Consider the following 26699-nt stretch of genomic DNA (forward strand, 5'->3'; position numbering starts at 1 on the left):
TTACAGCAACGCAGCGATGCTAAAACTCCCCTCGAGGCGTGAGCGTGAATATGCAAGGGAAGTGAGAGAAAAAAGGTCGAAATATCCCTTAAAAAACAATGCCGGTCACCTTAAGTGACCGGCATTAACCCGCAGGTCGCTTTTTTGCTCAAGCAACAGATTAGTTCAGGCGAACCGGCATACCGGAACGGCCCAGAATAGCCTGGTCTACCACGGCGCTATCAACATCAGGCTGAGCGGTAATCGCAGTCACATTGCTTTTCAGCGTGATTGGCACGATCTCAGTTGAGTTGAACTGTTCTTCAGTTGTAGACAGTGGGTTGTGTACTTCAATGTAGCGCGAACCATCAGGCTCAACAGTTGCTTTCACTGGTTCATTGATGAACTGAACACGCGTACCGACTGGCACTTTCTCGAACAGGAACTTGATGTCTTCATTACGCAGACGCACGCAACCGTGGCTTACACGCAGGCCGATACCAAAGTTCGCGTTGGTGCCGTGAATTGCATACAGGCGGCCAATGTACAGTGCATACAGACCCATAGGGTTGTCTGGGCCAGCTGGAACAACGGCTGGTAATGGCGTACCGGCAGCGATGTATTCTGCATGCATTTTTGCAGTCGGCGTCCAGGTTGGGCCTGCTTTCTTACGTTCTACTTTAGTCGTCCAGTTCAGCGGGGTGTCTTTACCCAACTGGCCGATACCGATTGGCAACACGATTACAGTGTTAGTACCCGCAGGGTAATAGTAGAGGCGCATTTCAGCACTGTTGATGACAATGCCTTCATGAACGGTATCCGGCAGGATGAGCTGCTGAGGAATGTTCAGGATGGTGCCTGGTTTTGGCAAATACGGGTCAACGCCTGGGTTTGCTTCCAACATGTTGGAAAGCCCCATTTGGTAACGCGCTGCATATTCTTCCAGCGGTGCGGTGCTACCTTCAGGAATTGTAACAACCTGGTTTTGACCAATCAGACGGCTGCCATCGGTTGGCAGAGGATAGGTCACGGCAGAAGCTGTTTTGCTAAAAGCCACAACAGCCACAAATGCCAGTAAAATTGTGCGTAGTTTCATATTCATGTTATGCAATGTATTTATGGCCATGCAGGCTAGTTAGTGAAGAAACGGAGCGATTTGAGCGCGCATTATATGTGCATTCCCTCAGCCTGGGAAATCAGATGTGGATTAAATCACACTTTTTTGCATATTGATTATTTTATCACCAGCGCACAAGCAGAGCGATCTGCACGTTGAGTTATGGCATAATGTGCCCGATCTCACATATTACAATTTTACCAGGACATCTCTGTGCTAGTTTCCAGTAACGTCACAATGCAGTTCGGCAGTAAGCCGTTGTTTGAAAATATTTCTGTCAAATTTGGCGGCGGCAACCGTTACGGCTTGATCGGCGCTAACGGTAGCGGCAAGTCTACCTTTATGAAGATCCTCGGTGGCGATTTAGAGCCAACGCTGGGTAACGTTTCACTTGATCCGAACGAACGCCTCGGTAAGTTGCGTCAGGATCAATTTGCCTTTGAAAAATTCACCGTTCTCGACACGGTAATCATGGGCCACGCTGAACTCTGGGAAGTAAAAGAAGAGCGCGACCGTATTTACGCGTTACCAGAGATGAGCGAAGAAGACGGCTACAAAGTGGCCGACCTGGAAGTCCTTTACGGCGAAATGGACGGTTACACCGCTGAAGCACGCGCGGGTGAGCTGCTGTTAGGCGTAGGCATTCCTGTAGAACAACATTACGGCCCGATGAGCGAAGTTGCTCCGGGCTGGAAACTGCGCGTGTTGCTGGCGCAGGCACTGTTCTCGAACCCAGAAATCCTGCTGCTTGATGAACCGACGAACAACCTGGACATCGACACCATTCGTTGGCTGGAAACCGTGCTCAACGAACGTAACAGCACCATGATCATCATTTCGCACGACCGTCACTTCCTGAACATGGTGTGTACTCACATGGCGGATCTGGACTACGGCGAACTGCGTGTTTATCCAGGCAACTACGACGAATACATGACAGCGGCAACACAAGTGCGTGAACGTTTGTTGTCTGATAACGCGAAGAAAAAAGCGCAGATTGCTGACCTGCAATCCTTCGTTAGCCGCTTTAGTGCCAACGCCTCTAAATCTCGCCAGGCGACTTCTCGTGCTCGCCAGATTGATAAAATCAAACTGGACGAAGTTAAAGCATCCAGCCGTCAGAACCCATTCATTCGCTTCGAGCAGGACAAGAAACTGTTCCGTAATGCGCTTGAAGTTGAAGGTCTGGCTAAAGGCTTTGATAACGGTCCGCTGTTCAAAGGCGTTAACATGCTGCTGGAAGTGGGTGAGAAACTCGCCATTCTGGGTACCAACGGCGTGGGTAAAACTACTCTGCTTAAAACTCTGGTCTCTGAACTGACGCCAGATGCAGGTACTGTGAAGTGGTCTGAGAACGTGCAAATCGGCTATTACGCACAGGATCACGAATACGAATTTGAAAATGACCTGACTGTGTTCGACTGGATGAGCCAGTGGATGCAAGAAGGTGACGACGAGCAAGCGGTGCGCAGCATCCTTGGCCGTCTGTTATTCAGCCAGGACGATATCAAAAAGCCTGCGAAGGTGCTGTCCGGTGGTGAAAAAGGCCGCATGTTGTTTGGTAAATTAATGATGGAACGTCCTAACGTTCTGGTCATGGATGAACCGACCAACCACCTGGATATGGAATCCATCGAATCGTTGAACATGGCGCTGGAAATGTACCCGGGCACGCTGATCTTCGTTTCTCATGACCGTGAATTTGTTAGCTCGCTGGCAACCCGCGTGATTGAGATTACCCCAGAGCGCTTGATTGACTTTACCGGTGGCTACGAAGATTACCTGCGTAGTAAAGGTATTGACGGCTAATTTAGCGTTAAAAGAAAAAACCGCCGAATTCGGCGGTTTTTTTATGTTTCAGATCTTCCAGCTATCCTGTTCTTTCCCATCAACGATCAAACGGCGCTTCTCACCCACCGGCAACGTTAACGTCATCTCTTTCCACGCTGGGATGTAATCACCTTTGCGGATGAACTCCACGCGGATCTCGTCTGCCGTGCAGCGAATTTCCCAGTTCAGCCACAGCGCGTTGCCTTGCTGATAACCCCATGACTCGCCGTCATCTTCAAACAGGCTACCGTGAGAAACACCGCTACCTTGCAGCGGATACACTTTCAGCTCACGTACATTATCAGCGCTCGCTAACACATGCGTAATACGTGCAGAATGCGGCAGGGCAGCACCAGCGCGAACCAGTAGTGGCAGGCGTTCCAGCGGGGCGTCGATAACAATACTCTGGCCACCGCTATACCATTGGCCGGTGTAATAGTCGTACCAACCCGCGCCGTTTTCAGGCAGCCACACTTCACGCTCACGTTGGCCTTCTTCCACCACGCTTGCCACTAACACATCACGACCCAGCATAAAGTCGTCGCACTCTTCGAAAGTTTTCGCGTCGTGTTCGTGGTCGAGGAACGTCGGGCGCAGCATCGGCTCGTCGTCTGCATGCGCCTGCCACAGCAGGGTGTAGAAGTACGGCAACAGACGATAACGTGTTTCGATAGCACTGCGAATGGCTGGAGTTATCGATGCATACATCCACGGTTCGTTGACGGTGCTATCGTCATTCCACGAGTGAATAGTGAAACGCGGATGCATCACGCCGTTTTGTACCCAGCGCACAAACAATTCGGCTTCAGGTTTGTCGCCTGAAAAACCGCCGACATCGTGCCCCACGTTATACAACCCAGACAGACTCATGCCCACGCCCATACGGGTGTTGTAGCGCAGCGTATTCCAGTTGGTGCGGTTATCGCCGCTCCAGGTTTGCACGTAACGTTGCATCCCGGCGCAACCGGAACGTGAGATCAAGTATGGGCGTTTTTCGGGAGCAAACTTCTGCTGTGCTTCCAAAGAGGCGCGCATCATCAGCAGTGGCATCACGGGGCGGATATTTTTGATAGCGATCTCTTCACCAAACCCGTGGCAGCGCGCTTCGCCGTCCCACACTTCGTATTCGTTATTGTCATTCCAGGTCGAGTCGATGCCCATTTCCAGCAACTGCGTGGTGACCCCGTTCTGCCACCATTTCACCGTTGCCGGATTGGTGAAATCAAGATGCGAACCTTCGTCATCCCAGAATATAGATCGTTCCGGGCTATCTAACTCCGAATCCTTAATAAACAGACCTTGCTCTACCACTTCCTGATAACGCGGGTGATCCTGCAACAGGCACGGCTTAATATTTGCCGCCAGTTTAATGCCTGCGTCGTGGAACGACTGGCTCATCACTTTCGGTTGCGGAACCTTGTCGTAGTTCCAGTTAAACACGTAGCGCTTGTTATTGATCGAGGTATAACCCGATGACAACTGGAACGAATCGCAAGGGATCGCGTGCTCGTCGCACAGTTTGATAAAGCTCATTAGCTGGTTTTGCGCGTCCGGTGCATCGGTGTAATGCATGGTCGAACCGCTGTAACCGAGGCTCCATTTCGGGCCAAACAGTGTTTTACCGGTCAGACGTACAAACGCTTTGGTGACGTCTAAAACCTGCGGGCCGAGGAACAAGTAGTAATCGACATCGCCAGATTCTGCCTGCCAGCGACGGTAGGGCAGGTGATAGTTGTCGATCTCATTACCCAGATCCAACCAGCAACTGCTCAGGTTGTCGTAAAACATCCCGAAACTGACATCCGGACGGCGCGTAATGGTGAACGGAATGTGTTTGTACAGTGGATCGGTAGACTCCGCGTTATAGCCCATGGCATCGAGGTTGCGCATTTCATAACGCTTGCCGGTACGCTGCAACGGGCCCGCTTTTTCGCCTAAGCCGTAATACTGTTCTTCTTTATAGCGACGCTGATAGTGAGCCACACCGTCGCCATGGGTTTTTAGCAGATAAGCGCTGGTCGGGCGGTCGCTGGCGAGCATCTGCCATTCGTCTGCCTGATTCAGATATTCCCACTCCAGCCATAGCGGCTGGTGGACGGTGACACGCAGTTTATCGGTGCTAATGCGAAGCGTATCGCCGAGTTCTTCCATGGTGAAACCCGGCAACGCAAAACCTTCCAGGCTTTCGCGGTTACGCCCTTCCCAAGGCACATCATTTTCTGGCGCGATACTCCACGTACGGTTCAGCGCCAGCTTGTTTTCGCGTTTAATCAGCACGCGGAACATGCCTTGTTCCAGCACAAAAAGGTTCAGGCGGTGCTTCCCATCCACGCTCAATTCCACGTGGTTGGCATCAGACTTCAATAGTGACCAGTTCTTCAAAATTTTCATCGTTCACAATCCGTTTCAGGCACGCTTGGTGCGACGTTCAGCAATAAAAGAAATCAGGAATACAGCGCCAATCAGGTCAAAGAAGCCCATGGCGATAAAGAGAGGGTTGTAGCCAATTTTGTCAGCGGTGACACCAATCAGCAGTGAGAACAAGAAGCTGGCAATCCAGGCGGCAGAGCCACGCATGCCGTTGACTGTGGCCATCTGGCCTTTATCAAAGGAGTCCACTACCAGTGCACTCAACATGCAGGAGATGATCTGGTGCCCGAAGCCGCCGACTGAAATCAGGGCGATGGTGACGTACGGGTCTTTGGTGATGGCAACCAATGCCAGAGAAATCATCAGGAATGCGCCGGTAACCGAACTTGCCACGATGGAGTTGGTGCGGGAGCAACCAAACCAGCGGGTATAAAGCTTGGTCAGATAGCCACTTGCCACACTACCGAGGTCAGCTGCGAGGAATGGCAGCCAGGCAAACATGGCGATTTGTTTGAGGTCCATACCTCGTTCGTTTGCCAGATACAGCGGAACCCAAAAACTCAGTACCGCCCAGGCTGGTTCAGCCATAAATGCCGGAATCGCGATACCGTAGAAACGTTTATTTTTGCCAACCGTTTTCAGTGCAGTCAGGAAAGGTAATTTCACCGCAGCGGGTTCGTTATCCTGCTTGATGAACTCCAGTTCATCTTTGCTCAGATTCGGGTGTTGTTCAGGGTTGTGGTAGAACAACCACCACAAAATCACCCACAACATTGCCAGCACGCCGGTAAACATAAATGCACCCTGCCAGCCGAAAGAGGCATGAGCAAAATAGACAATTGGCGGAGCAAGCATCGCACCTATAGAGAAACCAACTCCAGCCCAACCTGCGGCAATCGGGCGTTCTTTTTTCGGGAACCATTCGCCAATCGTTTTGGCGTTCGCAGGCGTTGCGGCAGCTTCTGCGCCACCCATAAAGAAGCGCAAAATTGCCAGATGCATCCAGCTACCGGCACCCGCGTGCATCACGCACACCACAGCCCAGATCCCGGCACAAATCAGGAAGCCGAGTTTCAGGCCGATGACATCAATCAACCAGCCGCAAATTGGCTGGAACAGGGTATAGGCAAGCTGGAATGAGGCGACAATCCAAGAATATTGCTCGGTGGTAATGCCGAGGCTGGTTTTCAGCTCTGGGGCTAAAATACCCAGTGAGTTACGGGTGATGTAGTTAACGGTAACGCCTAACAAAAACAGGACCAGCACCCACCAGCGAAGGTTGCGGACGGTGCGCTTTGCCTTAATGGCGGTAACTCCCGGATTTATGCCATGACTCATGTCGTTCTCCACGTAGAAACAGTGTCTATCGGAATGTTTGCCACAATTTTGAAATTGTGAAAATTGTATCTAATTGATTAATAATTATTTTATTTGCTTATTGCCGCGATAAGGCAGGCTCAGTTGCGGCAATGGAGAGAGCGTAAAACAGTTATAAAATGGTCAATAGCGACTTTCATGCAAAAATTTTCATATGAAAGAAGAATTCGTGCGTTCGATAACGAAAATGCCAGTGATAAAGCCCTACACTTCATCGTGAAAATTTTTTCATTGGTGAAATGGGCGCAGATCACAAAATGAGTAAAAAGCTAAAAATTGCCGAAATTGCTGCCGAAACAGGGCTTTCAATTAGCACTGTGTCACGCGTGTTGGCTGGAAAATCGAACACCAGCGAACAAGCTCGCCTGCAAGTGCTGAACTGCGCTGGTCAAAAAGGCGTGCTGGCAGGAATGGCGGCGGGGCGCATGTTACTTAATAGTTTGGTCGTTTTTGCCCCGCAGCGTGCGTTCGATGAGCGATCTGACGTCTTTTATTATCGTGTTACACAGGGCGTGAGTAAGGCGTTGGCACCGCATGAAGTGCGGCTGCGCTACTGTGCTCTCGAAGAAAACGACAGTGATGCCAATATGTTTCTGAGCAAAATGAATGAAGTGGAGACGGAAGCGGCGATCCTATTAGGCATTGATGATCCACACATCCACGATCTGGCGTTCGATCTCGGTAAGCCCTGCGTGTTGATCAACTGTCGCGACCGCAAAATGCGCCTTCCCGGCGTTGCACCCGATCACCAACTGATTGGCGACTATGCGGCAAGCTACTTATTTGAGCAGGGGCACAAAGCTGTGGTTAATTTGCTCTGCCTGCGCCGCTATACGATGGAGTTACGTCTGGCCGGGATTCGTGATGCCTGGGATGCTAACAATCTGCGATTTGATGATGCGCAGCATCTGATTACCGCGCAAAATTTCAGTGCTAAAGAGAGCGAAAGATTAATCAGTGAGTTTCTGGAAAAAACGCCTCGTCATCAGCTACCAACCGCCTTGTTAGTCGGTGGGGATTTTATGGCTGCAGGGGCTGTAAGCGCACTTCAAAATGCGGGACTACGCGTGCCGCACGATATTTCAGTAATGAGTATCGACGGCTTTAACCTGGCCGCTATTCATGATGTGCCGCTGACCTCGGTTCATGTACCGCGTGACCAGCTTGGCGAAGAGGCCGTGCATATACTCCAGCAACGTTTAATTCGTCCGGATGCACCGGTCGGGAATTTACTGCTCAATGGCATGCTGGTAGTGCGCGATTCAGTGCGCCGTATTCGCCCGAACAAGAGCCATACGGCGGTCAGTAGTGTAGGGCTTTATGACGAGTGAGTTCCGCACACTTCACAGTGCGAATTTCGCGGCAGTTTCATTTCGCGGAATTGGCAGGTCATCGCATCGTACATCACGATTTTTCCGCTTGCTGGTGTGCCGTAATTAGCCAGTAGCTTGATGGCTTCCATCGCTTGCAATGAACCAATTACCCCGACTAGCGGGGCCATCACGCCCGCTTCCACACAGGTCAGCGCATTCTCGCCAAACAGGCGGCTCAGGCAGCGATAACAAGGTTCGCCATCCTGATATGTGAACACGCTGATTTGCCCCTCCATGCGAATGGCAGCACCGGAAACCAGCGGTTTTTTCAGCGTAAAACAGCACTGATTCAGCTGATTACGAATCGCCACGTTATCGGTGCAATCCATCACCAGGTCGTGCTCAGCAATCAATTCCAGCAACTGCGCTTCGTCTAACAGCGCATTGATAGCATCAATCTGAATATGCGGATTAATTGCCGCCAGCGCATCCCTTGCAGAATCGACTTTTGGCTGCCCGATAGTGGCATCACGATGCAGCGTCTGGCGCTGCAAATTCGACAGCGCCACGGTATCAAAATCCAGCAATGTCAGGTGCCCGACACCCGCAGCGGCAAGATACGGGGCGGCAGCACAACCCAGCCCGCCAAGCCCAACAACCAATGCACGCGCAGCTTTCAACGCTTCCTGCCCGTCGAAATCAAAACCGCGCAGAATAATCTGGCGGTTATAGCGCAGCATTTCCTGGTCGCTTAATTCAGCGCTCATCTTTAGCCCCCGAACAGGTGATTGAATGGTTCAACCTCAACCCAATCGCCTGCATCAACATTGCCACGCTCGCGTTCCAGCACGATAAAACAGTTGGCCTGGCTAAATGAGCTGAAAATATGCGAGCCCTGGTGGCCGGTGCTCAGCACTTCTAATTGCCCGTCTTCACCGGTGCGCATGATGCCGCGTTGGAAATCGAGGCGGCCCGGAGACTTTTTCAGGCGTCCGACCGTGCGAGCACGCTGGCGTGGTGGCAGGGCATTTCCTTGCTGACCACTTAATTTGGCTAATAACGGCTGCACGAGTTGATAGAAAGTGAGTGCCGCAGAAACCGGGTTACCCGGCAGGCCGCAGAACCAGCTGTTTTTCAGGCGGCCAAAGGCAAAAGGTTTGCCCGGTTTAATTGCCAGTTTCCAAAAACCAACTTCGCCTAACTCTTCGAGCAATTGCTTGGTGTAATCCGCTTCACCGACGGAAACACCGCCGCTGCTGATAACCACATCGGCCTGGCTGTCTGCTTCGATAAATGCGGCGCGCAGGGCTTCGGGGTCATCACGAATAATCCCTAAATCGATAACGTCACAGCCCAACTGCTCCAGCATGATATGCACAGCAAGGCGGTTGGTGTCGTATATTTGACCGTCGCCAAGTGGTGTGCCCGGTAGTTGCAGTTCATCGCCGGTTGAGAACACTGCCGCGCGAACTTTGCGTAATACCGCGACTTCAGGAATACCCAACGAGGCAATCAGCGGTAATTCCGCCGCCGTCAGCTTTTTACCCGCAGACAACACGCTGCCGCCCTGGCGAATATCTTCACCGCGCAGACGCACGTTTTGCCCGTTTTTCACCGCTTCGTTAAAGCGCACGCCGCTTTCAGTCACGGTAGCTTCTTCTTGCATCACAACGGCATCGGTTCCTTGCGGCACAGGCGCGCCAGTCATAATACGAATGCAAGTGCCTTGCGGCCATTCGTCGGCAAAAGGCTGCCCGGCAAAGGCTTTTCCTGCTACCGGCAACGCTGTTCCCAGAGCCAGGTCTTTCAGACGCACCGCATAACCGTCCATTGCTGAATTATCAAAACCCGGAACATCAATTGGAGAAGTGACAGGGTGCGACGTAATGCGCCCACACGCCTTCAGCAAAGGGATAGACTCAGATTCGGTGACAGGAACAATACGCGAAAGCATCTGTTCCATTGCGGTTTCAAGCGGGATAAGCCCGGCGGTAAATTCCATGAAAGCTCCTGCGGCGCGGGAAAAATATGTCGGACATTATGGCAGAGAAACGCCGCTGGCTGATATACCCGTCATACTTCAAGTTGTGGGGGTGTTGGCTGCACTCACTTACCCCAGTCACTTACTCAAGTAAGCTCCTGGGGATAAGCTCCCTTGCCGCGTTACTCGGCGAAGCCTCGCCCCTTTGGGGCCAGCGCAAGCGCTGTTCAAAAGGCTGAAGCCTTTTGTCCCACAACTCGAATTATTTAGGGTAAGAGGAGTAACCCAAGGCACCATTTACCTTTACATCACATTTACATCTTTCTATATTCAAAAATCGTCTCAAGCCGGTTCGACTAATCTGATATTTATAGAGAAAGTAAAACCGGACTTACCATGACAGGGCTACGTCGACATGACCAAAGCAGTAATTGCTATCCACGGTGGCGCAGGAGCCATCACTCGCGCGCAACTCAGCCCTGAAAAAGAGCTGCTTTACATCAAAGCGTTATCGGAAATCGTTGAAGCAGGCCAGGCGTTGCTCGAAGCGGGTGGCACTGCGCTGGACGCGGTGACTCAAGCGGTGCGCATGCTCGAAGAATGCCCGCTGTTTAACGCCGGGATCGGCGCGGTCTTTACCCACGACGGCACCCACGAACTCGATGCCTGCATTATGGATGGCAACACCCTTGAAGCCGGTGCGGTGGCGGGTGTGAGCCATATCCGCAACCCGATTCTGGCGGCACGCCAGGTTTTGGAGCACAGCCCGCACGTTTTGCTGATTGGTAAAGGTGCTGAAAACTTTGCCGAACAGCAGGGGCTTGAGCCGGTTTCGCCCGACATCTTCTTTACTCAGCAGCGCTGGGATCAGTTACAGCTCGCCCGAGCAAGCCAGCAAACCGTGCTGGATCACGACGAGCCTATTAACCCCGGCACCAAATTTGGCACCGTCGGTGCCGTCGCGCTCGATCAATATGGCAATTTGGCGGCAGCCACCTCAACGGGTGGCATGACCAACAAAATGCCAGGCCGTGTTGGAGACTCACCGATTATCGGCGCTGGCTGTTACGCCAATAACGCAAACGTCGCGGTCTCATGCACCGGAACCGGTGAAGTGTTTATGAAGACACTGGCGGCCTACGATATAGCGGCTCTGATGGAATATGCAGGTCTCAGCCTGCATCAGGCGACAGAACGTGTGGTGATGGAAAAACTCCCTGCGCTAGAAGGCAGCGGCGGAGTGATTGCCATTGATAGCGAGGGCAATGTGGCACTGCCTTTTAACAGCGAAGGAATGTATCGCGGCTACGGTTACGTGGGTGATGCTCCGAGCGTCGGAATCTATAGCAGCCAGGAGCATTGATGCCCCATAGTCACGAACTGCCCGATGATGAAGTGCTATCTGTCAGTGCACTCAACGTTAGCTTTCGCCAGGAAAAAGTCGATACCCAGGCGGTGTCAGACCTGTCATTTACGCTAAAGCGTGGTGAAACACTGGCGATTGTCGGGGAGTCTGGCTCAGGGAAATCAGTCACTGCTTTGGCGTTAATGCGCCTGCTCGACAAGTCAGCGAGCCTTGTCGGAAGCGAAAAAGTCCTGCTGCGCCGCCGAAATGGCCAGGTAATTGAACCCGCAGAGTTAAGTTCATCGCAAATGCGTCATGTGCGCGGTGCGGATATTGCGATGATTTTTCAGGAGCCGATGACATCGCTAAACCCGGTGTTTCCGGTTGGCGAGCAAATCGCAGAGTCTATTCGTTTGCATCAAGGGCTCGATAAACACGCGGCGATGGAGGAAGCGCGCCGTATGCTCGAACGGGTACGTATCCCAGAGGCGAAAGCCATTTTAGGGCGCTACCCGCATCAGCTTTCAGGAGGCATGCGCCAGCGTGTGATGATTGCCATGGCGCTCTCATGCCGCCCGGCGGTGCTGATTGCCGATGAACCGACGACGGCACTGGACGTCACCATCCAGGCGCAAATCCTCCAGCTTATTCGCGTCCTGCAAGATGAAATGCAAATGGGGGTGATTTTTATCACTCACGATATGGGCGTGGTGGCGGATATTGCGGACCGCGTGTTGGTGATGTATCGCGGTAAGGCGGTTGAAACGGGGACTGTGGAGCAGATTTTTAATGCACCGCAGCATCCTTACACCAAAACATTACTGGCTGCGGTGCCACGCCTTGGTGCGATGAATGGGCGCGATTTGCCCTGCAAATTCCCGCTGATTGATCCAGATAATCCAGAGCAACAAGAACCGGAAACGGAGCAAGACACCGTCGCCCCCGGTTCCGTTCCCATTTTGCAAGTCAGCGATTTAGTGACACGTTTTGATATTCGCAGTGGCATTTTTAACCGCGTCACCAGCCGTGTTCATGCGGTGGAAAAAGTGAGTTTTGATTTATGGCCGGGCGAAACGTTAGGACTGGTGGGAGAGTCGGGTAGTGGCAAATCCACCACCGGGCGGGCGTTATTGCGGCTGGTAGAAACCCAGGGCGGCAGCATTCGCTTTAACGGGCAGCGCATCGACACGCTGTCAAATGCGGACATGCAGCATGTACGCAAAGACATCCAGTTTATCTTCCAGGACCCCTATGCCTCGCTCGACCCACGCCTGACGGTGGGTTATTCGATTATGGAACCATTACTGGTACATAACGTAATGCCCAAAGAGCAGGCTCAGCAACGTGTAGCCTGGTTGTTGGAGCGTGTTGGTTTGCTGCCCGAACACGCCTGGCGTTATCCGCACGAATTTTCTGGCGGGCAACGCCAGCGTATTTGCATTGCACGAGCGCTGGCACTTAATCCCAAAGTGGTGATTGCCGATGAATCCGTCTCGGCGCTGGATGTTTCGATTCGCGCGCAAATCATCAACTTATTACTCGACCTACAGCGCGAATTTGGCATTGCCTTTTTGTTTATTTCTCATGATATGGCGGTGGTGGAGCGTATTTGCCATCGCGTTGCGGTGATGTATCTCGGGCAAATTGTTGAAATAGGCCCGCGACGCGCGGTGTTTGAAAACCCGCAACACCCGTATACCCGAAAATTAATGGCGGCGGTTCCGGTTGCAGATCCCGCACATCGTCGTCCAAAACCGGTTTTGCTTTCTGATGACATCCCCAGTAGCACGCACAAACTGGGGAGTGAACCGAAGGTTGCAACGCTTGTAAATGTGGGACCGGGGCATTTTGTCGCCCGGCCCCAGTAAAAATAATATTCCGGCCAAGGATAAACAGGGGAACACAATGACCATATTTGAGAATAAAAAATGGCTGCTGGCAGCGGGTCTGGCGACCAGCGTCATCGCTACACCGGCATTTGCTGCAAAGGATGTTGTCGTCGCTGTTGCATCCAACTTCACTACGCTTGACCCGTATGATGCCAATGACACGCTTTCACAGGCGGTAGCAAAGTCGTTTTATCAGGGGCTGTTCGGCCTTGATAAAGAGATGAAACTGCAAAATGTGCTGGCGGAAAGCTACACCGTTTCTGACGATGGACTGGTTTACACCATCAAACTGCATCCGGGCGTTAAATTCCAGGATGGCACCGACTTCAACGCCGACGCGGTGAAAGTGAACCTTGATCGCGCCAGCAATCCGGAAAACCATCTCAAGCGCTATAACCTGTATAAAGCGATTGCAAGCACCGAAGCGGTTGACGCCAACACCGTGAAAATCACGCTGAAACAGCCATTCTCGGCGTTTATTAATATTCTTGCCCACCCGGCAACGGCGATGATTTCCCCGGCGGCGCTGAAAAAATACGGCAAAGAAATTGGCTTCCACCCGGTGGGCACCGGCCCGTATCAGCTGGATACCTGGAACCAGACCGATTTTGTGAAGGTGAAGAAATTCGACGGTTACTGGAAACAGGGCCTGCCAAAACTCGACACTATCACCTGGCGCCCGGTAGTTGATAACAATACCCGCGCGGCCATGCTGCAAACCGGCGAGGCGCAGTTTGCCTTCCCAATCCCTTACGAGCAGGCAGGGGTGCTTGAGAAAAACGACAAGCTGGAACTGGTGGCTTCACCTTCCATCATGCAGCGCTATCTCAGCATGAACGTGACGCAAAAGCCGTTTGATAACCCTAAAGTACGTGAAGCGATTAACTACGCGATTAATCGCCAGGCACTGGTGAAAGTGGCGTTTGCCGGATATGCGACCCCAGCCGAAGGCGTTGTGCCGCCATCAATCGACTTCGCGCAAAAATACAAACCATGGCCGTATGATCCGGCAAAAGCGCGTGAACTGCTGAAAGAAGCGGGTTATCCGAACGGTTTCGAAACCACCTTGTGGTCATCGCACAACCACAGCACCGCCCAGAAAGTATTGCAGTTCACCCAGCAGCAACTGGCGCAGGTCGGCATTAAAGTGAAAGTCACGGCGATGGATGCCGGGCAGCGTGCCGCTGAAGTAGAAGGCAAAGGACAGAAAGAGAGCGGTGTGAGAATGTTCTACACCGGCTGGTCGGCCTCGACCGGCGAAGCAGACTGGGCACTGTCGCCATTGTTTGCCTCATCAAACTGGCCGCCAACACTGTTTAACACCGCGTTCTACAGCAACCCGAAGGTTGATAAAGATTTGACTGAGGCGCTGAAAACCACCAATCGTGATGACAAAGCGAAGTTGTACAAAGACGCGCAGGACACCATCTGGAAAGAGAATCCATGGGTGCCGCTGGTGGTCGAAAAACTGGTTTCTGCACACAGCAAAAACCTTAGCGGTTTTTATGTGATGCCGGATACCGGATTTAGTTTTGATGATGCGGATTTGAAATAACAACGGACTGTGCTGTTGTAAGGTGGATTAGCGTAAGCGACATCCACCGCAATACTTAACCCGATGGAGCGCCATTGTTTAACTACTTCCTCAAACGTCTGCTGGGTCTTATCCCTACACTGTTGATTGTCGCGGTGCTGGTGTTTTTGTTCGTCCATATGTTGCCTGGTGACCCGGCTCGCTTGATTGCCGGGCCGGAAGCAGACGCCACAGTTATCGAGATGGTGCGTAAACAGTTAGGGCTGGATTTGCCGCTGTGGCAGCAGTTTTTGCATTACATCGGCAATATTTTGCAGGGCGATTTCGGCACATCAATGGTCTCGCGCCGCCCGGTTTCCGAAGAGATCGCCAGCCGCTTTATGCCGACCTTCTGGCTGACGATCACCAGCATGGTTTGGGCAGTGATTTTTGGCCTGTTCACTGGCATTGTTGCTGCCGTCTGGCGCAACCGCTGGCCAGACCGGCTAAGTATGACCATTGCGGTATCCGGTATCTCTTTCCCGGCATTCGCCCTTGGTATGTTGCTGATGCAGGTTTTCTCCGTCGAACTGGGCTGGTTGCCGACCGTAGGAGCCGATAGTTGGCAGCACTATATTCTGCCCTCGGTGACGCTTGGCGCAGCGGTAGCGGCGGTAATGGCGCGCTTTACGCGAGCCTCGTTCGTTGATGTGTTGCAAGAAGATTACATGCGTACCGCACGCGCTAAAGGTGTGAGCGAAACGCTGGTAGTTATCAAACACGGGCTGCGCAATGCGATGATCCCGGTTGTCACCATGATGGGCCTACAGTTCGGCTTCCTGCTTGGCGGCTCAATTGTGGTCGAAAAGGTGTTTAACTGGCCGGGCCTTGGGCGCCTGCTGGTGGATTCGGTTGAGATGCGTGATTACCCGGTGATTCAGGCGGAAGTGTTGCTGTTCTCGCTGGAATTTATTGTTATCAACTTAGTGGTGGATCTGCTCTACGCCGCCATTAACCCAGCTATCAGGTACAAGTAAGGATGCGACTCTTTAACTGGCGCCGCCAGGCGGTACTGAACGCGATGCCGATAGTTCGGCCACAGCAGGTGCGCACGCCCTGGCACGAATTTCTGCGCCGCTTGCGTAAGCAACCTGTGGCAATGTTTGCTGGGATGTTCGTACTGTTTTTGATTGTTATTGCTCTGATTGCACCGTGGATTTCCCCATTCGATGCGGAAAACTATTTTGATTACGACCGGCTCAACGATGGTCCGTCGATGCTGCACTGGTTTGGCGTGGATTCCCTCGGGCGCGATATCTTCAGCCGCGTGCTGGTTGGCGCACAAATTTCTCTGGCTGCCGGTGTGTTTTCGGTACTGATCGGCGCGTTGATTGGCACGTTCTTCGGTTTGCTGGCCGGTTATTACGAAGGCTGGTGGGACAGGGTGATTATGCGCATTTGCGATGTGCTGTTTGCCTTCCCTGGGATTTTGCTGGCGATTGCCGTCGTCGCGGTGATGGGCAGCGGCATGTCGAACGTGATTATCGCGGTGGCGATTTTCAGTATTCCGGCCTTCGCCCGCCTGGTGCGCGGCAACACGCTGGTACTAAAACATCAAACCTTTATCGAATCAGCACGCAGTATCGGTGCCTCGGACGCGACCATCATCTTTCGCCATATTCTGCCGGGGACGGTTTCGTCGATTGTGGTCTATTTCACCATGCGCATTGGCACGTCGATAATTTCTGCGGCGAGTTTGTCGTTTTTGGGTTTAGGTGCACAGCCGCCGACGCCGGAGTGGGGCGCGATGCTCAACGAAGCGCGAGCGGATATGGTGATTGCGCCGCACGTGGCTATCTTCCCGAGCCTGGCGATTTTCCTGACGGTGCTGGCGTTTAATTTGCTGGGGGATGGGCTGCGCGATGCGCTTGATCCGAAGATCAAAGGGTAGTCAGAGGATAAAAAAAGGTGGATGTCGCTTGCGCTAATCCACCTTACAACGTCTTTTCGTAGGTCGGATAAGCATAGCGCCATCCGATATTCAGAAATTAAACCACTGAACCCCACAGGTCATATTCATCCGCGTTTTCAACCTTCACGCGCACCACATCACCTGGTTTCAGCTTCGTTTCGCCATTCAGGTAAACCGCGCCGTCGATTTCTGGAGCATCCGCCATGCTGCGGCCAATCGCGCCTTCTTCGTCAACTTCATCAACGATAACCAGAATTTCGCGACCCACTTTTTCTTGCAGACGTTCAGCAGAGATCTGCTGTTGTAGCTGCATGAAACGGTTCCAGCGTTCTTCTTTTACTTCTTCTGGCACAGGATCGGCCAGTTCGTTGGCGGTCGCACCTTCAACCGGGCTGAACTTAAAGCAACCGACGCGATCCAGACGCGCTTCTTTCAGGAAGTCGAGCAGCATCTGGAAATCTTCTTCGGTTTCGCCAGGGAAGCCAACGATAAATGTAGAACGCAGAGTCAGATCCGGGCAGATCTCGCGCCATTGCTTAATGCGCTGCAACTGGCGATCAACACTGCCTGGGCGCTTCATCAGCTTCAGAATACGTGGACTGGCGTGCTGTAGTGGGATATCCAGATACGGCAGGATTTTGCCTTCCGCCATTAATGGGATCACATCATCAACGTGCGGATATGGGTAAACGTAGTGCAGACGCGTCCAGACGCCGAGTTTAGCCAGTTGCTCACACAGGCTAACCATGCTGGTTTTCACCGGCTCACCGTTGTAGAAACCGGTGCGGTGCTTCACATCCACGCCGTAAGCTGAGGTATCTTGCGAAATCACCAGCAGCTCTTTCACGCCCGCATCAACCAGACGTTTCGCTTCAGACAACACATCGCCAATCGGACGGCTGTCCAGATCGCCACGCATTGAAGGGATGATGCAGAAGGTACAACGGTGGTTACAGCCTTCGGAAATTTTCAGGTAAGCGTAGTGACGCGGGGTCAGTTTCACGCCTTGTTCCGGCACCAGGCTCAAGAACGGGTTGTGTTTTGGTTTCGGCACATAGTGGTGAACGTGCTGCAAAACTTGTTCGTAGCTATGCGGGCCGGTGATTTCCAGAACTTTAGGGTGCACTTCGCGGATTTGATCTTCTTTGGCCCCTAAACAGCCGGTCACAATCACTTTGCCATTTTCATTCAGCGCTTCACCGATCGCTTCGAGCGACTCTTGTACGGCACTGTCGATAAAGCCACAGGTGTTAACGATAACCATATCGGCATCATCATAGCTAGGCACTACATCGTAACCTTCGGTGCGCAGCTCAGTCAGAATTCGTTCAGAATCGACGAGGTTTTTTGGGCAGCCGAGGGAGACAAAGCCAATACGGGGTTGTTGCATGGGTTTTACGCTCACAAATTAAACAGAAATAAAAACCGGGCGATTCTACACGGGTTTGGGGCGTGGCTCTACTGGTTGTTTTTTTCCAGCGCACAAGATGAAATTTCAGAATCATTGAAGTGCCTTAGTTTTTGCTTACCAGGGGCGCTGGTTCTATTATCTTCCCGCCTTGTTTATTCTTAACGTCCCGCTTAAAGAGATAATCACATGATGAGAAAAATTATAGCCCTTTCCGGGATGCTGGCCGGTGCCTTGCTGTTATCTGGCTGCAACATTATTCCTACGCCGCTGAACACCCCGCCAGCCACGGCGCAGAAGTTTGTTTGCGGTGGTGAGAAACTGGCAATCGATGGTGATTATGCCTGGTACAACGGCGACCGTTATTCTTACCAACGTATGAGCGGCGGCCAGGCGTTTTACCGTTACCACAGCAGCAATTTCGGCCTGAAGAAAGTCGGTGAAACCCGCACCATGTTCATCGGCCTCGACGCCAAACCTTGTGTGGCGGCAAACTAATTGATGAATGCATCCCGTCGCCTGAGTACGCTGCTGCTCGGTTTTATGTTGGCGGGGTGTGGAACGCTGTCGAACGTCGCACCCGAAGCCGAAGTGCCGCAAAAAGCACAGCGTGTTTGTGGCGCATCAGAACCACGCGATATCAACCAGTGGCTTCCCGCCATGGTTGAGGAGCAATCACCCGGCATGGTGGTTGGGGTGATTGATGCCAGTAATCAACGCCATTACTGGCATTTTGGTATCACCGATGCCGAGCATCAATTCCCGGTTGATGAACGCACGTTATTTGCTGTCGGCTCGCTCAGTAAAGGCATGACCGCCGAAGCGACGGCGGTGCTGGTGGTACAAGGGCGTTTGCATTGGTCGGATACCCTTGAAACTTTGTTGCCACCGTCGGTGCCATTAAGTGCTGACGCGAAAAAAATCACCTTGCTGCAACTGGTGACGCACACTTCTGGCCTGCCACGGCAAAATATGGATTTGCCGATGCTCACCGCGTTTATTCGTTATCTCGGCAACGGTGAGAATTTTTACGCCCATCTCGATAGCGATAACGTGGTCGCCGACCTGGCTGATTTCGCAAAACCTTCCGGCAATGAGCCGCGCTATTCCAATCTCGGCTATGCGGTGCTGGATTACGTTCTGCGCTACCAGACCGGCCAGCGAGCTGACCAACTGGTGCAATCTATGATCTTTGATCCTCTCGGGATGCATAACAGCAGTTTTACCCCGAAAAAACTGAAAAGCTATCCGCTACGAGCCATTGGCCATGCGGGAAGCCAGCCGAAGTTTATTCCGCGTGGGCAAGTCGTGCCTGACTGGCAGTTCACCGGCAATATGCTTGGCGCGGGTGGTTTGTATACTGACACTGCCGATTTACTGACTTTTGCCGCCGCGCATCTCGCCAGCACTGGTGATGCAACGTTGGATAAAGCGATTCACGATACGATGCAGGTCTATTATCCGCGGGATAAAGAAGCCGCCAATATTGCCTGGGTGACAGATACCTATGGTGAGCAATCCATCACTTATCAGGTGGGATATATTGGCGGTTACTCCAGCTATATAGGTATTGACCGCGTGAATCATTTTGCCGTTGTGGTGCTGCAAAACAGTTTCACCTGGCAAAATAACCTTGGGCACAGTGTGTTACGCCAGATGCTTGAGGAGCAGCGTCAGGCTGCGACCTGTAGTGTCAATGCCGCTGCGTAATCCTTTGTTTCACTGCGATTGTTAGCCATTGTAAAGGTTGTTGCCGGGGATCAAAAAACACGGCAAAAAAGACAGGGTAGCTTAAAATTTATCCACACTATAAGTGTGTGTTATCGATTCCAACCACATGGAGGGTAAATGCATGACTGGGGAGCCACTCAAACGAGATCTCTTGAAAAAGATGATTATCGCCAAAATAGACATCGCCGCTTATCTCTCTTTGAGAAAAGCCAAAGGCTATATGTCTGTGATTGAAACTGAGCATCTGCGCGATAACCTGTTCGACCTGTCTACTGAGTATCGTGAGAAGGCCATACGCCTCAAATTCCACCTTGCAGCGCAAGAAATGGAAAGTATTAACCACGGAATGAGTGCGGTGTGTTCTGCCGGAGTTTGCCTGATGACCGGGCGCCACGATTGCCCACAATATATCGCCATCGATGCCGAAAAACTGGAAAGCTGCCTGTCTGAACTTTCCGACAGCCTGAAAGATATTATGGGCCACCAACTGGCCGTAGAGTCGTGATATATGGGGGAGGCGACTCCCCCAATTTAAGTTTTTGTAAAATTGCCATCCTACCAATCCTGGAAGACTAACCTTATCGGGTAAACCGATAAGGAGAAGGTTATGCCACGGTCGCCATTATGCTCATTCATCGCTGCAACATTATTATTTTCAGCAAGCTTCAGTTGGGCTGCGGAAGTCAAAGTTGAGGTGCTACAAAGCAAGCTCGACCACCCATGGTCGTTAGCTTTTTTGCCTGACAGTAAAGGGATGCTTATCACACTGCGTGATGGGCAATTGCGCCGTTGGCAGCCAGGTGAAGGGCTGAGTGACCCGATTGTGGGTGTGCCGAAAGTCTGGGCGCATGGGCAAGGCGGGTTACTGGATGTTGTTCTGGCACCGGACTTTGAAAAAAGTCGACGCATCTGGCTGAGTTTTGCCGAAGGCAACAGCGAAGACAAAGCGGGAACTGCCGTGGGTTACGGTACTTTGAGTAGCAATATGCAGCGGCTGGAGAATTTCAAAGTGGTCTTCCGCCAGGCGCCAAAACTCTCCACCGGCAACCACTTCGGCGGACGCATGGCATTTGATGGCAAAGGCTATCTATTTATTGCGCTTGGTGAGAATAACCAGCGCGCTACCGCGCAGGATCTGGATAAGCTGCAAGGCAAAGTGGTACGCCTGACGCAAGACGGTGAGGTGCCGCAGGACAATCCATTTGCAGGTAAGCAGGGCGCTCTTAGCGAAATATGGTCTTACGGGCACCGCAACCCACAAGGGCTAGCGTTTAATCCCGCCAATGGCGAGCTGTGGCTAAATGAGCATGGCCCACGTGGGGGCGATGAAATAAACGTCTCGCAACCGGGTAAAAACTACGGTTGGCCGCTGGCAACCTGGGGCATTAATTACAGTGGTTTGCCGATTCCCGAAGCGAAAGGTGAAATCGTAGCAGGCACGGAACAGCCTGTTTATTACTGGAAGGTTTCCCCGGCGGTGAGCGGCATGGCGTTCTATAACAACGATAAGTTCCCACAGTGGAAAGGGAAGCTGTTTATCGGTGCGCTAAAAGAGAAGAACCTGATTGAGTTGACGCTGAACGGCGATAAAGTCACCGGGCAAAAGCGTTTGCTGGACGACCACGGGGCGCGTATTCGTGATGTGCGCGTCGGCCCGGACGGTTATCTTTATGTCCTGACCGACGAGTCTGACGGGCAATTACTGAAAATTAGCCCATAAGCCTAGTGTATTAACTTAACGGAATCATCACGACTTTCTTGAATGCCGGGCGCTGGGTCAATTGCTGATACCAGCGTTGCAAGTTCGGGAAATCGTTCCACTGCACGTCGAGATTAAGCAGGTTGTACACGCTTGGGGCAAGGGCGATATCCGCAACGCTGAACGCATCGCCTCCCAGCCATTTTTGCTTCGCCAGTTCCGCTTCAACTATGGCAAACAGCGCGTTGCATTGCGCGATACTCTCGTCGATCAGTTTTTGACTGCGTTCTTCCGGCGCGATTCGCACCAGGCTGAAAAACACGCCGCGATGTGGGCCAGCAAGCGTTGTGCCTGCCCAGTCCATCCATTTTTCACCACGCGCGCGAGTGGCGGGATCGGCAATCCACAAAGTCTCTTTGCCATACTGCGCGGCAAGATAACGCACGATGGTATTGGATTCCCATAACGTTAAGTCGGTGGCGTCATCATGAATACACGGCACCAGCGCGTTGGGATTCATTGCCAGATATTCAGCATCGTGGGTTTTACCAAATTTGCCACCCGCAGGAACTGATTGATATGCCACACCTAATTCTTCCAGGCACCACAACACTTTCTTCACATTTGTCGAATTGTCTCTACCCCAAACTGTGATCATTTTGTTTCCTCTGTATGTGGGTTTGCACTTCAGTATGCCGTGGGCTGATGAAGAAAACAGCAGTGAACATCAACGGCAGGTAAAAAACTCATCAACGTGGCGGCAAGTCGCGCAGTTATCGAATAAACTTAAAAAACTTTACCAACACTATGTTTCATTATGTGGTTTCGCAAGTTAGCTTACTGGCAACTTGAACGATTGAGTAACGGCGTGCGTCGTGACTTTTTTAGAATGGATACTGGGTGGTGTTATGAAAACTTTGCAAATCCCTGCTTCGCTACGAGCATTACTGGCAGGTACAACCCTGCTGTTGATAGCCGCGCCTGCGGTTAGTGCAGAACAGACTGCTGATGCACCGCAAGTTGATGCTAAAGCCTGGATCTTAATGGATTATGCCAGCGGCAAAGTTCTGGCCGAAGGCAATGCTGATTCCCAGCTCGATCCGGCGAGTCTGACTAAACTGATGACCAGCTATGTGGTTGGGCAGGCTATCAAGGCTGATAAGATCAAGCTTACCGATATGGTCACCGTTGGCAGAGACGCGTGGGCAACCGGTAATCCTGCGCTGCGTGGTTCCTCACTCATGTTCCTGAAACCAGGCGATAAAGTCTCGGTTGAAGATTTGAATAAAGGTGTAATTATTCAGTCAGGTAACGATGCCAGTATTGCAATTGCTGATTATGTGGCAGGCAGTCAGGATTCTTTCGTCAGTTTGATGAACAACTATGCGCAGAAACTCAACCTGACCAATACCACTTTTAAAACGGTACATGGCCTGGACGCACCTGGGCAGTTCAGTACCGCACGCGATATGGCACTGCTCGGCAGGGCATTGATTCATGATGTGCCAGAAGAGTACGCCATCCACAAAGAGAAAGAGTTCACCTTTAACAACATCAAGCAGCCGAACCGTAACCGCTTGCTGTGGAGCTCTAACCTTAACGTAGATGGCATGAAAACCGGCACCACTACAGGGGCGGGCTACAACCTGGTGGCTTCGGCGACTTCTGGTGATATGCGTTTGATTTCCGTGGTGCTGGGCACTAAAACCGATCGTATTCGTTTCAATGAAAGTGAAAAACTGCTGACGTGGGGCTTCCGCTTCTTTGAAACCGTTACACCGATTAAACCGGATGCCACTTTTGTTACTCAACGCGTGTGGTTTGGGGATAAAAGCGAAGTGAATCTCGGGGCCGGTGAAGGTGGCTCTGTCACTATTCCTCGCGGCCAGTTGAAGAACCTGAAAGCGAGCTTCTCTCTGACCGAACCGCAGCTTACCGCGCCGCTCAAGAAAGGCCAGGTAGTTGGTACTATCGATTTCCAGCTTAATGGTAAATCAATTGAACAGCGCCCATTGATGGTGATGGAAGCAGTCGAAGAGGGTGGTTTCTTTAGCCGGATGTGGGATTTTGTGTTGATGAAGTTTCATTCTTGGTTCGGCAGCTGGTTCTCGTAATTCCTCCTTCATACTTCGAGCCGCAGATGTGTTGGCTGCGCTCGTGAACCCCAGTCACTTACTTATGTAAGCTCCTGGGGATTCACTCCTTTGCCGCCTTCCTGCGACTCGAATTATTTTGGAGGAGCTATTTATTGTTCACCATTGCAAAGAAACATTCTCCGACGCGGCAAATTCAACAAACGCCGCGTCAGGTTCTTCGTTACTGATAATCAAATCAAAAGCAGCAAGTGGCCCCATGCAGGCTGAACGTACTTTGCCGAATTTACTGCTATCCACGACCAGCACACGCTGTTGTGCCATCGCTAACGCCCAATTTTTTACTGGCAGCTCATCGAGATTAAAACAGGTTGCTCCGTGACGGGTATGAATGCCTGCCGCTGAGAAGAAGGCGATATCCGGGCAGAAATTGTTCAGGCACTCCTGGAAGTTAATCGGCTTGAAAATCGCATTGCTGGAATGAAACTCACCCCCGCTCAAAATCACCCGGCAGCCTGGTTTATCTTGTAGCGCCAGGAAGGTGTTTAACGAATAACATACTCCAGTAAATTGCAGCTCATCGTCCAGCGCTTCAATGATGTATGGCGTGGTGGTACCGCAGTCAAAAAATACCGTCTGAAGTGGGCGAACCATTGCTGCTGCAAGGCGCGCGGCATGGCGTTTCTCGTCAATACGGCGGGTTTTCTGATCGCTTAACAAATAATGGTTGGCGGTGACGCTACGTGGTTCGAGCACCACATAGCCGCCCAATAACACCACGGGACCGGATTCACTGTTGAGATCGCGGCGAATAGTCATTTCAGAGACACCGAGTAGCGCGGAAGCCTCTTTAAGGTGAATTTTGTCGCTGCGTTTAAGCGCCTGAATCAGGCGGTTGATGCGTTCGTCGCGCCGGGTTTCCATGATGCCCTCTGAATATGAAAAACCCGGCATCGCCGGGTTTCGATTAACGCATCTTACCTTTGCAAAAACAGTTAGTCACGCACCCAGCCTTTGCGGATTGGCAGGGCAAAACAGAATCGATAAGCCTGATGCAGGCGGGCGTGAAGTTGTACCCCGAACCAGTTCCATACCATTTGAGCCAGTAAACAAGAACACAGGCCCACCAGTAACCCGCCGAGCATATCCAGCGGCCAGTGCACGCCGAGATACACACGCGACCAGGCAATCGCACAGCCAATCACAAATAACACTACGCCCGACCACACGCGGTGCCAGAACAAAAATGCCAGCGCGAAGGTGAAAATCACCGTGCCGTGGTCGCTTGGGAAGGAGTCATCCGGTGCGTGGTGCAGGAAGTTGTAGCCAAAGCCAGTGACAAACGGCCTGTCATGCGGGAAAGCATGGCCGATAATCCACGACAGCGACACGCTAATAATGATGGCCAGTGCGGTTTTGATCACCACGACACGTTGCGCGGTCATCTGGCGGCGTTGCCCCCACAACCACAAAATGGCAATCAGTAATGGCACGATGCTAATCAAATCTTTGGCGATAAAAATGGCAAATTTAATCAACCATTCAGAAGAATCCGGTGTTGCATTAATCAGCAGAAAGAGCGACTGATTGAGTTGTTCGATCATAACGTTTTGAGTTCCTTAGCCCGTCAAATGAAGATGATGCCGCACGCCCTGCATCGTGACTATAGGACGACAGCCTACTTTGAGCTTCTTAAGAAAACCTTAAACAAAACAGCGATTCTCTCCCTTAAATAACAATTCACTATCTACCGCGCAGGCAATTTATTACACTTCGTTCGTTTTTCTTCTCCTTTGAGTTTCTCATGCAAAATAATAAGCGACTGGGTCGCCAGGCACTGCTATTCCCGCTGTGCCTGGTGCTCTATGAATTTTCTACGTATATCGGCAATGACATGATCCAGCCAGGCATGCTGGCGGTTGTCGAACAATACAACGCGGGGATCGAGTGGGTGCCGACCTCCATGACCGCGTATCTGGCTGGTGGCATGTTCTTGCAGTGGCTGCTGGGGCCGCTGTCCGACCGTATTGGCCGTCGTCCGGTGATGTTGACCGGCGTGGTGTGGTTTATCGTCACTTGTCTTGCGACATTGCTGGCGCAAAACATCGAACAGTTCACATTCCTGCGGTTCTTGCAGGGTGTGAGCCTGTGCTTTATTGGCGCGGTGGGTTACGCGGCGATTCAGGAATCGTTTGAGGAAGCGGTGTGTATCAAAATCACCGCTTTGATGGCGAACGTTGCGCTGATTGCACCGCTGCTCGGCCCGTTGGTTGGGGCCGCATGGATCCACTACGCGCCGTGGGAAACGATGTTTGTGCTGTTTGCAGCGCTGGCAGCATTCTCATTTTTCGGTCTGCATCGTGCGATGCCGGAAACTGCGACGCGCCTGGGCGAAAAGCTCTCGCTGCGCGATTTAGGCCATGATTACAAACTGGTGCTGAAAAACGGACGCTTTGTGGCCGGTTCGCTGGCTATCGGTTTTGTCAGCCTGCCGCTGCTGGCGTGGATTGCGCAATCGCCGATTATTATCATTAGCGGTGAAAAGCTCTCGACCTATGAATACGGTTTATTGCAGGTGCCAATTTTTGGCGCGTTGATTATTGGCAACCTGGTGCTGGCGCGGTTAACTTCTCGTCGTAGCGTGCGTTCGCTGATTATCATGGGTGGCTGGTGGATTGTGCCGGGGCTAGTAGTTGCCGCTGTGGCGACAGTGGCATCAACGCACGCTTATTTGTGGATGACTGCCGGGTTGAGTCTCTACGCATTTGGTATTGGCCTTGCTAACGCAGGACTGGTGCGCCTGACACTGTTTGCGAGTGATATGAGCAAAGGCACCGTTTCGGCGGCGATGGGGATGTTGCAGATGTTTATCTTCACCGTGGGTATCGAAGTGAGCAAACATGCTTATCTGTTAGGTGGGAATGGTTTGTTCAGCCTGCTGAATTTGTTGGGTGGTGTGATTTGGCTGGGCCTGATGTTTGTATTCTTAAAAGATAAGACGGTCGGCAACAGAACGGATGCGTAATTTTCTGGCCTTGCGGTAAAGGGTCATTGAGGATTCGTCACGTTCAGGGGAAGCCGG

The 26699-nt window shown here is 52.0% G+C and carries 22 protein-coding genes; 13 read left to right on the plus strand and 9 right to left on the minus strand.

Annotation, left to right across the window (positions count from 1 at the left end; translation table 11 throughout):
• Positions 1 to 160 precede the first annotated feature (160 nt).
• Positions 161 to 1081: a L,D-transpeptidase gene (ldtB, locus tag LVQ79_RS12280; RefSeq protein ID WP_034458635.1), complete on the minus strand. Its 921-nt coding sequence runs from the start codon at positions 1079 to 1081 to the stop codon at positions 161 to 163.
• A 228-nt stretch (positions 1082 to 1309) separates the two neighbouring features.
• Here ldtB and LVQ79_RS12285 point away from each other — a divergent pair, with 228 nt between their 5' ends.
• Positions 1310 to 2905 carry an ABC-F family ATPase gene (locus tag LVQ79_RS12285; protein ID WP_232865153.1) on the plus strand — a complete coding sequence of 532 codons (1596 nt, stop codon included), beginning with the start codon at positions 1310 to 1312 and terminating at the stop codon, positions 2903 to 2905.
• 48 nt (positions 2906 to 2953) lie between these two features.
• On the opposite strand, the gene LVQ79_RS12290 is transcribed toward LVQ79_RS12285, so the two are convergent.
• Together LVQ79_RS12290 and LVQ79_RS12295 are read right to left on the minus strand one after the other, a co-directional pair.
• Positions 2954 to 5317, minus strand: a complete 2364-nt coding sequence (locus LVQ79_RS12290; protein WP_232865154.1) for a glycoside hydrolase family 31 protein — start codon at positions 5315 to 5317, stop codon at positions 2954 to 2956.
• Between the two features lie 15 nt (positions 5318 to 5332).
• Positions 5333 to 6634 (minus strand): MFS transporter, encoded by a 1302-nt coding sequence (locus LVQ79_RS12295; RefSeq protein WP_151994476.1) that lies wholly within the window; start codon positions 6632 to 6634, stop codon positions 5333 to 5335.
• A gap of 296 nt (positions 6635 to 6930) precedes the next feature.
• On the opposite strand from LVQ79_RS12295, the gene LVQ79_RS12300 reads away from it, so the two are divergent.
• The gene (locus LVQ79_RS12300) at positions 6931 to 8004 is read left to right on the plus strand and encodes a LacI family DNA-binding transcriptional regulator (RefSeq protein ID WP_232865155.1); all 1074 of its coding nucleotides are present in this window, start codon (positions 6931 to 6933) and stop codon (positions 8002 to 8004) included.
• Here the strand turns inward: LVQ79_RS12300 and moeB are convergent.
• Complete coding sequence (gene moeB, locus LVQ79_RS12305) at positions 7992 to 8753, minus strand: molybdopterin-synthase adenylyltransferase MoeB (protein WP_232865156.1); 762 nt, start codon at positions 8751 to 8753, stop codon at positions 7992 to 7994. The genes LVQ79_RS12300 and moeB overlap by 13 nt on opposite strands.
• Before the next feature lie 2 nt (positions 8754 to 8755).
• On the minus strand, positions 8756 to 9988 hold the full coding sequence (gene moeA, locus LVQ79_RS12310) for a molybdopterin molybdotransferase MoeA (protein WP_232865157.1): 1233 nt from the start codon (positions 9986 to 9988) through the stop codon (positions 8756 to 8758).
• Between the two features lie 394 nt (positions 9989 to 10382).
• Between moeA and LVQ79_RS12315 the strand changes: the two genes are divergently transcribed.
• The 5 genes from LVQ79_RS12315 (at position 10383) to gsiD (ending at position 16665) form a co-directional block, all read left to right on the plus strand.
• On the plus strand, positions 10383 to 11330 hold the full coding sequence (locus LVQ79_RS12315; RefSeq protein ID WP_232865158.1) for an isoaspartyl peptidase/L-asparaginase: 948 nt from the start codon (positions 10383 to 10385) through the stop codon (positions 11328 to 11330).
• Positions 11330 to 13180, plus strand: coding sequence for a glutathione ABC transporter ATP-binding protein GsiA (gsiA, locus tag LVQ79_RS12320; RefSeq protein WP_232865159.1), 1851 nt, complete (start codon positions 11330 to 11332; stop codon positions 13178 to 13180). Before LVQ79_RS12315 ends, gsiA begins: the two co-directional genes overlap by 1 nt.
• A gap of 37 nt (positions 13181 to 13217) precedes the next feature.
• Positions 13218 to 14756, plus strand: a complete 1539-nt coding sequence (gsiB, locus tag LVQ79_RS12325; protein WP_232865160.1) for a glutathione ABC transporter substrate-binding protein GsiB — start codon at positions 13218 to 13220, stop codon at positions 14754 to 14756.
• 74 nt (positions 14757 to 14830) lie between these two features.
• Positions 14831 to 15751 carry a glutathione ABC transporter permease GsiC gene (gene gsiC, locus LVQ79_RS12330; RefSeq protein ID WP_232865161.1) on the plus strand — a complete coding sequence of 307 codons (921 nt, stop codon included), beginning with the start codon at positions 14831 to 14833 and terminating at the stop codon, positions 15749 to 15751.
• Between the two features lie 2 nt (positions 15752 to 15753).
• Positions 15754 to 16665 (plus strand): glutathione ABC transporter permease GsiD, encoded by a 912-nt coding sequence (gene gsiD / locus LVQ79_RS12335; protein WP_232865162.1) that lies wholly within the window; start codon positions 15754 to 15756, stop codon positions 16663 to 16665.
• A 97-nt stretch (positions 16666 to 16762) separates the two neighbouring features.
• Here the strand turns inward: gsiD and rimO are convergent, their stop codons facing one another.
• Positions 16763 to 18076, minus strand: a complete 1314-nt coding sequence (gene rimO / locus LVQ79_RS12340) for a 30S ribosomal protein S12 methylthiotransferase RimO (protein WP_034496944.1) — start codon at positions 18074 to 18076, stop codon at positions 16763 to 16765.
• 207 nt (positions 18077 to 18283) lie between these two features.
• On the opposite strand from rimO, the gene LVQ79_RS12345 reads away from it, so the two are divergent.
• From LVQ79_RS12345 to LVQ79_RS12360, 4 genes are all read left to right on the plus strand, one after another.
• Positions 18284 to 18592, plus strand: coding sequence for a hypothetical protein (locus LVQ79_RS12345; RefSeq protein ID WP_232865163.1), 309 nt, complete (start codon positions 18284 to 18286; stop codon positions 18590 to 18592).
• 3 nt (positions 18593 to 18595) lie between these two features.
• Complete coding sequence (locus tag LVQ79_RS12350) at positions 18596 to 19804, plus strand: serine hydrolase domain-containing protein (RefSeq protein WP_232865164.1); 1209 nt, start codon at positions 18596 to 18598, stop codon at positions 19802 to 19804.
• A gap of 142 nt (positions 19805 to 19946) precedes the next feature.
• Entirely contained in the window at positions 19947 to 20330 is a 384-nt protein-coding gene (locus tag LVQ79_RS12355; RefSeq protein WP_255666865.1) for a biofilm formation regulator BssR, read from the plus strand.
• A gap of 102 nt (positions 20331 to 20432) precedes the next feature.
• The gene (locus LVQ79_RS12360) at positions 20433 to 21545 is read left to right on the plus strand and encodes a PQQ-dependent sugar dehydrogenase (RefSeq protein ID WP_232865165.1); all 1113 of its coding nucleotides are present in this window, start codon (positions 20433 to 20435) and stop codon (positions 21543 to 21545) included.
• Between the two features lie 10 nt (positions 21546 to 21555).
• Here LVQ79_RS12360 and LVQ79_RS12365 read toward each other — a convergent pair whose 3' ends face one another.
• Positions 21556 to 22182 (minus strand): glutathione S-transferase family protein, encoded by a 627-nt coding sequence (locus tag LVQ79_RS12365; RefSeq protein WP_232865166.1) that lies wholly within the window; start codon positions 22180 to 22182, stop codon positions 21556 to 21558.
• 250 nt (positions 22183 to 22432) lie between these two features.
• Between LVQ79_RS12365 and dacC the strand changes: the two genes are divergently transcribed.
• Positions 22433 to 23638, plus strand: coding sequence for a serine-type D-Ala-D-Ala carboxypeptidase (gene dacC, locus LVQ79_RS12370; protein WP_232865167.1), 1206 nt, complete (start codon positions 22433 to 22435; stop codon positions 23636 to 23638).
• A 138-nt stretch (positions 23639 to 23776) separates the two neighbouring features.
• Here dacC and deoR read toward each other — a convergent pair whose 3' ends face one another.
• Together deoR and ybjG are read right to left on the minus strand one after the other, a co-directional pair.
• A complete protein-coding gene (gene deoR, locus LVQ79_RS12375) occupies positions 23777 to 24541 on the minus strand; it encodes a DNA-binding transcriptional repressor DeoR (protein WP_232865168.1) in 765 nt (254 codons plus the stop codon).
• 71 nt (positions 24542 to 24612) lie between these two features.
• Positions 24613 to 25221 (minus strand): undecaprenyl-diphosphate phosphatase, encoded by a 609-nt coding sequence (gene ybjG / locus LVQ79_RS12380; protein ID WP_232865169.1) that lies wholly within the window; start codon positions 25219 to 25221, stop codon positions 24613 to 24615.
• Positions 25222 to 25421: 200 nt separating this feature from the next.
• On the opposite strand from ybjG, the gene LVQ79_RS12385 reads away from it, so the two are divergent.
• Positions 25422 to 26642 carry an MFS transporter gene (locus tag LVQ79_RS12385; RefSeq protein WP_232865170.1) on the plus strand — a complete coding sequence of 407 codons (1221 nt, stop codon included), beginning with the start codon at positions 25422 to 25424 and terminating at the stop codon, positions 26640 to 26642.
• The last annotated feature ends 57 nt before the right edge of the window (positions 26643 to 26699 follow it).

Source organism: Buttiauxella cochleicola (assembly GCF_021282405.1).
Taxonomy (GTDB): Bacteria; Pseudomonadota; Gammaproteobacteria; order Enterobacterales; family Enterobacteriaceae; genus Buttiauxella; species Buttiauxella massiliensis.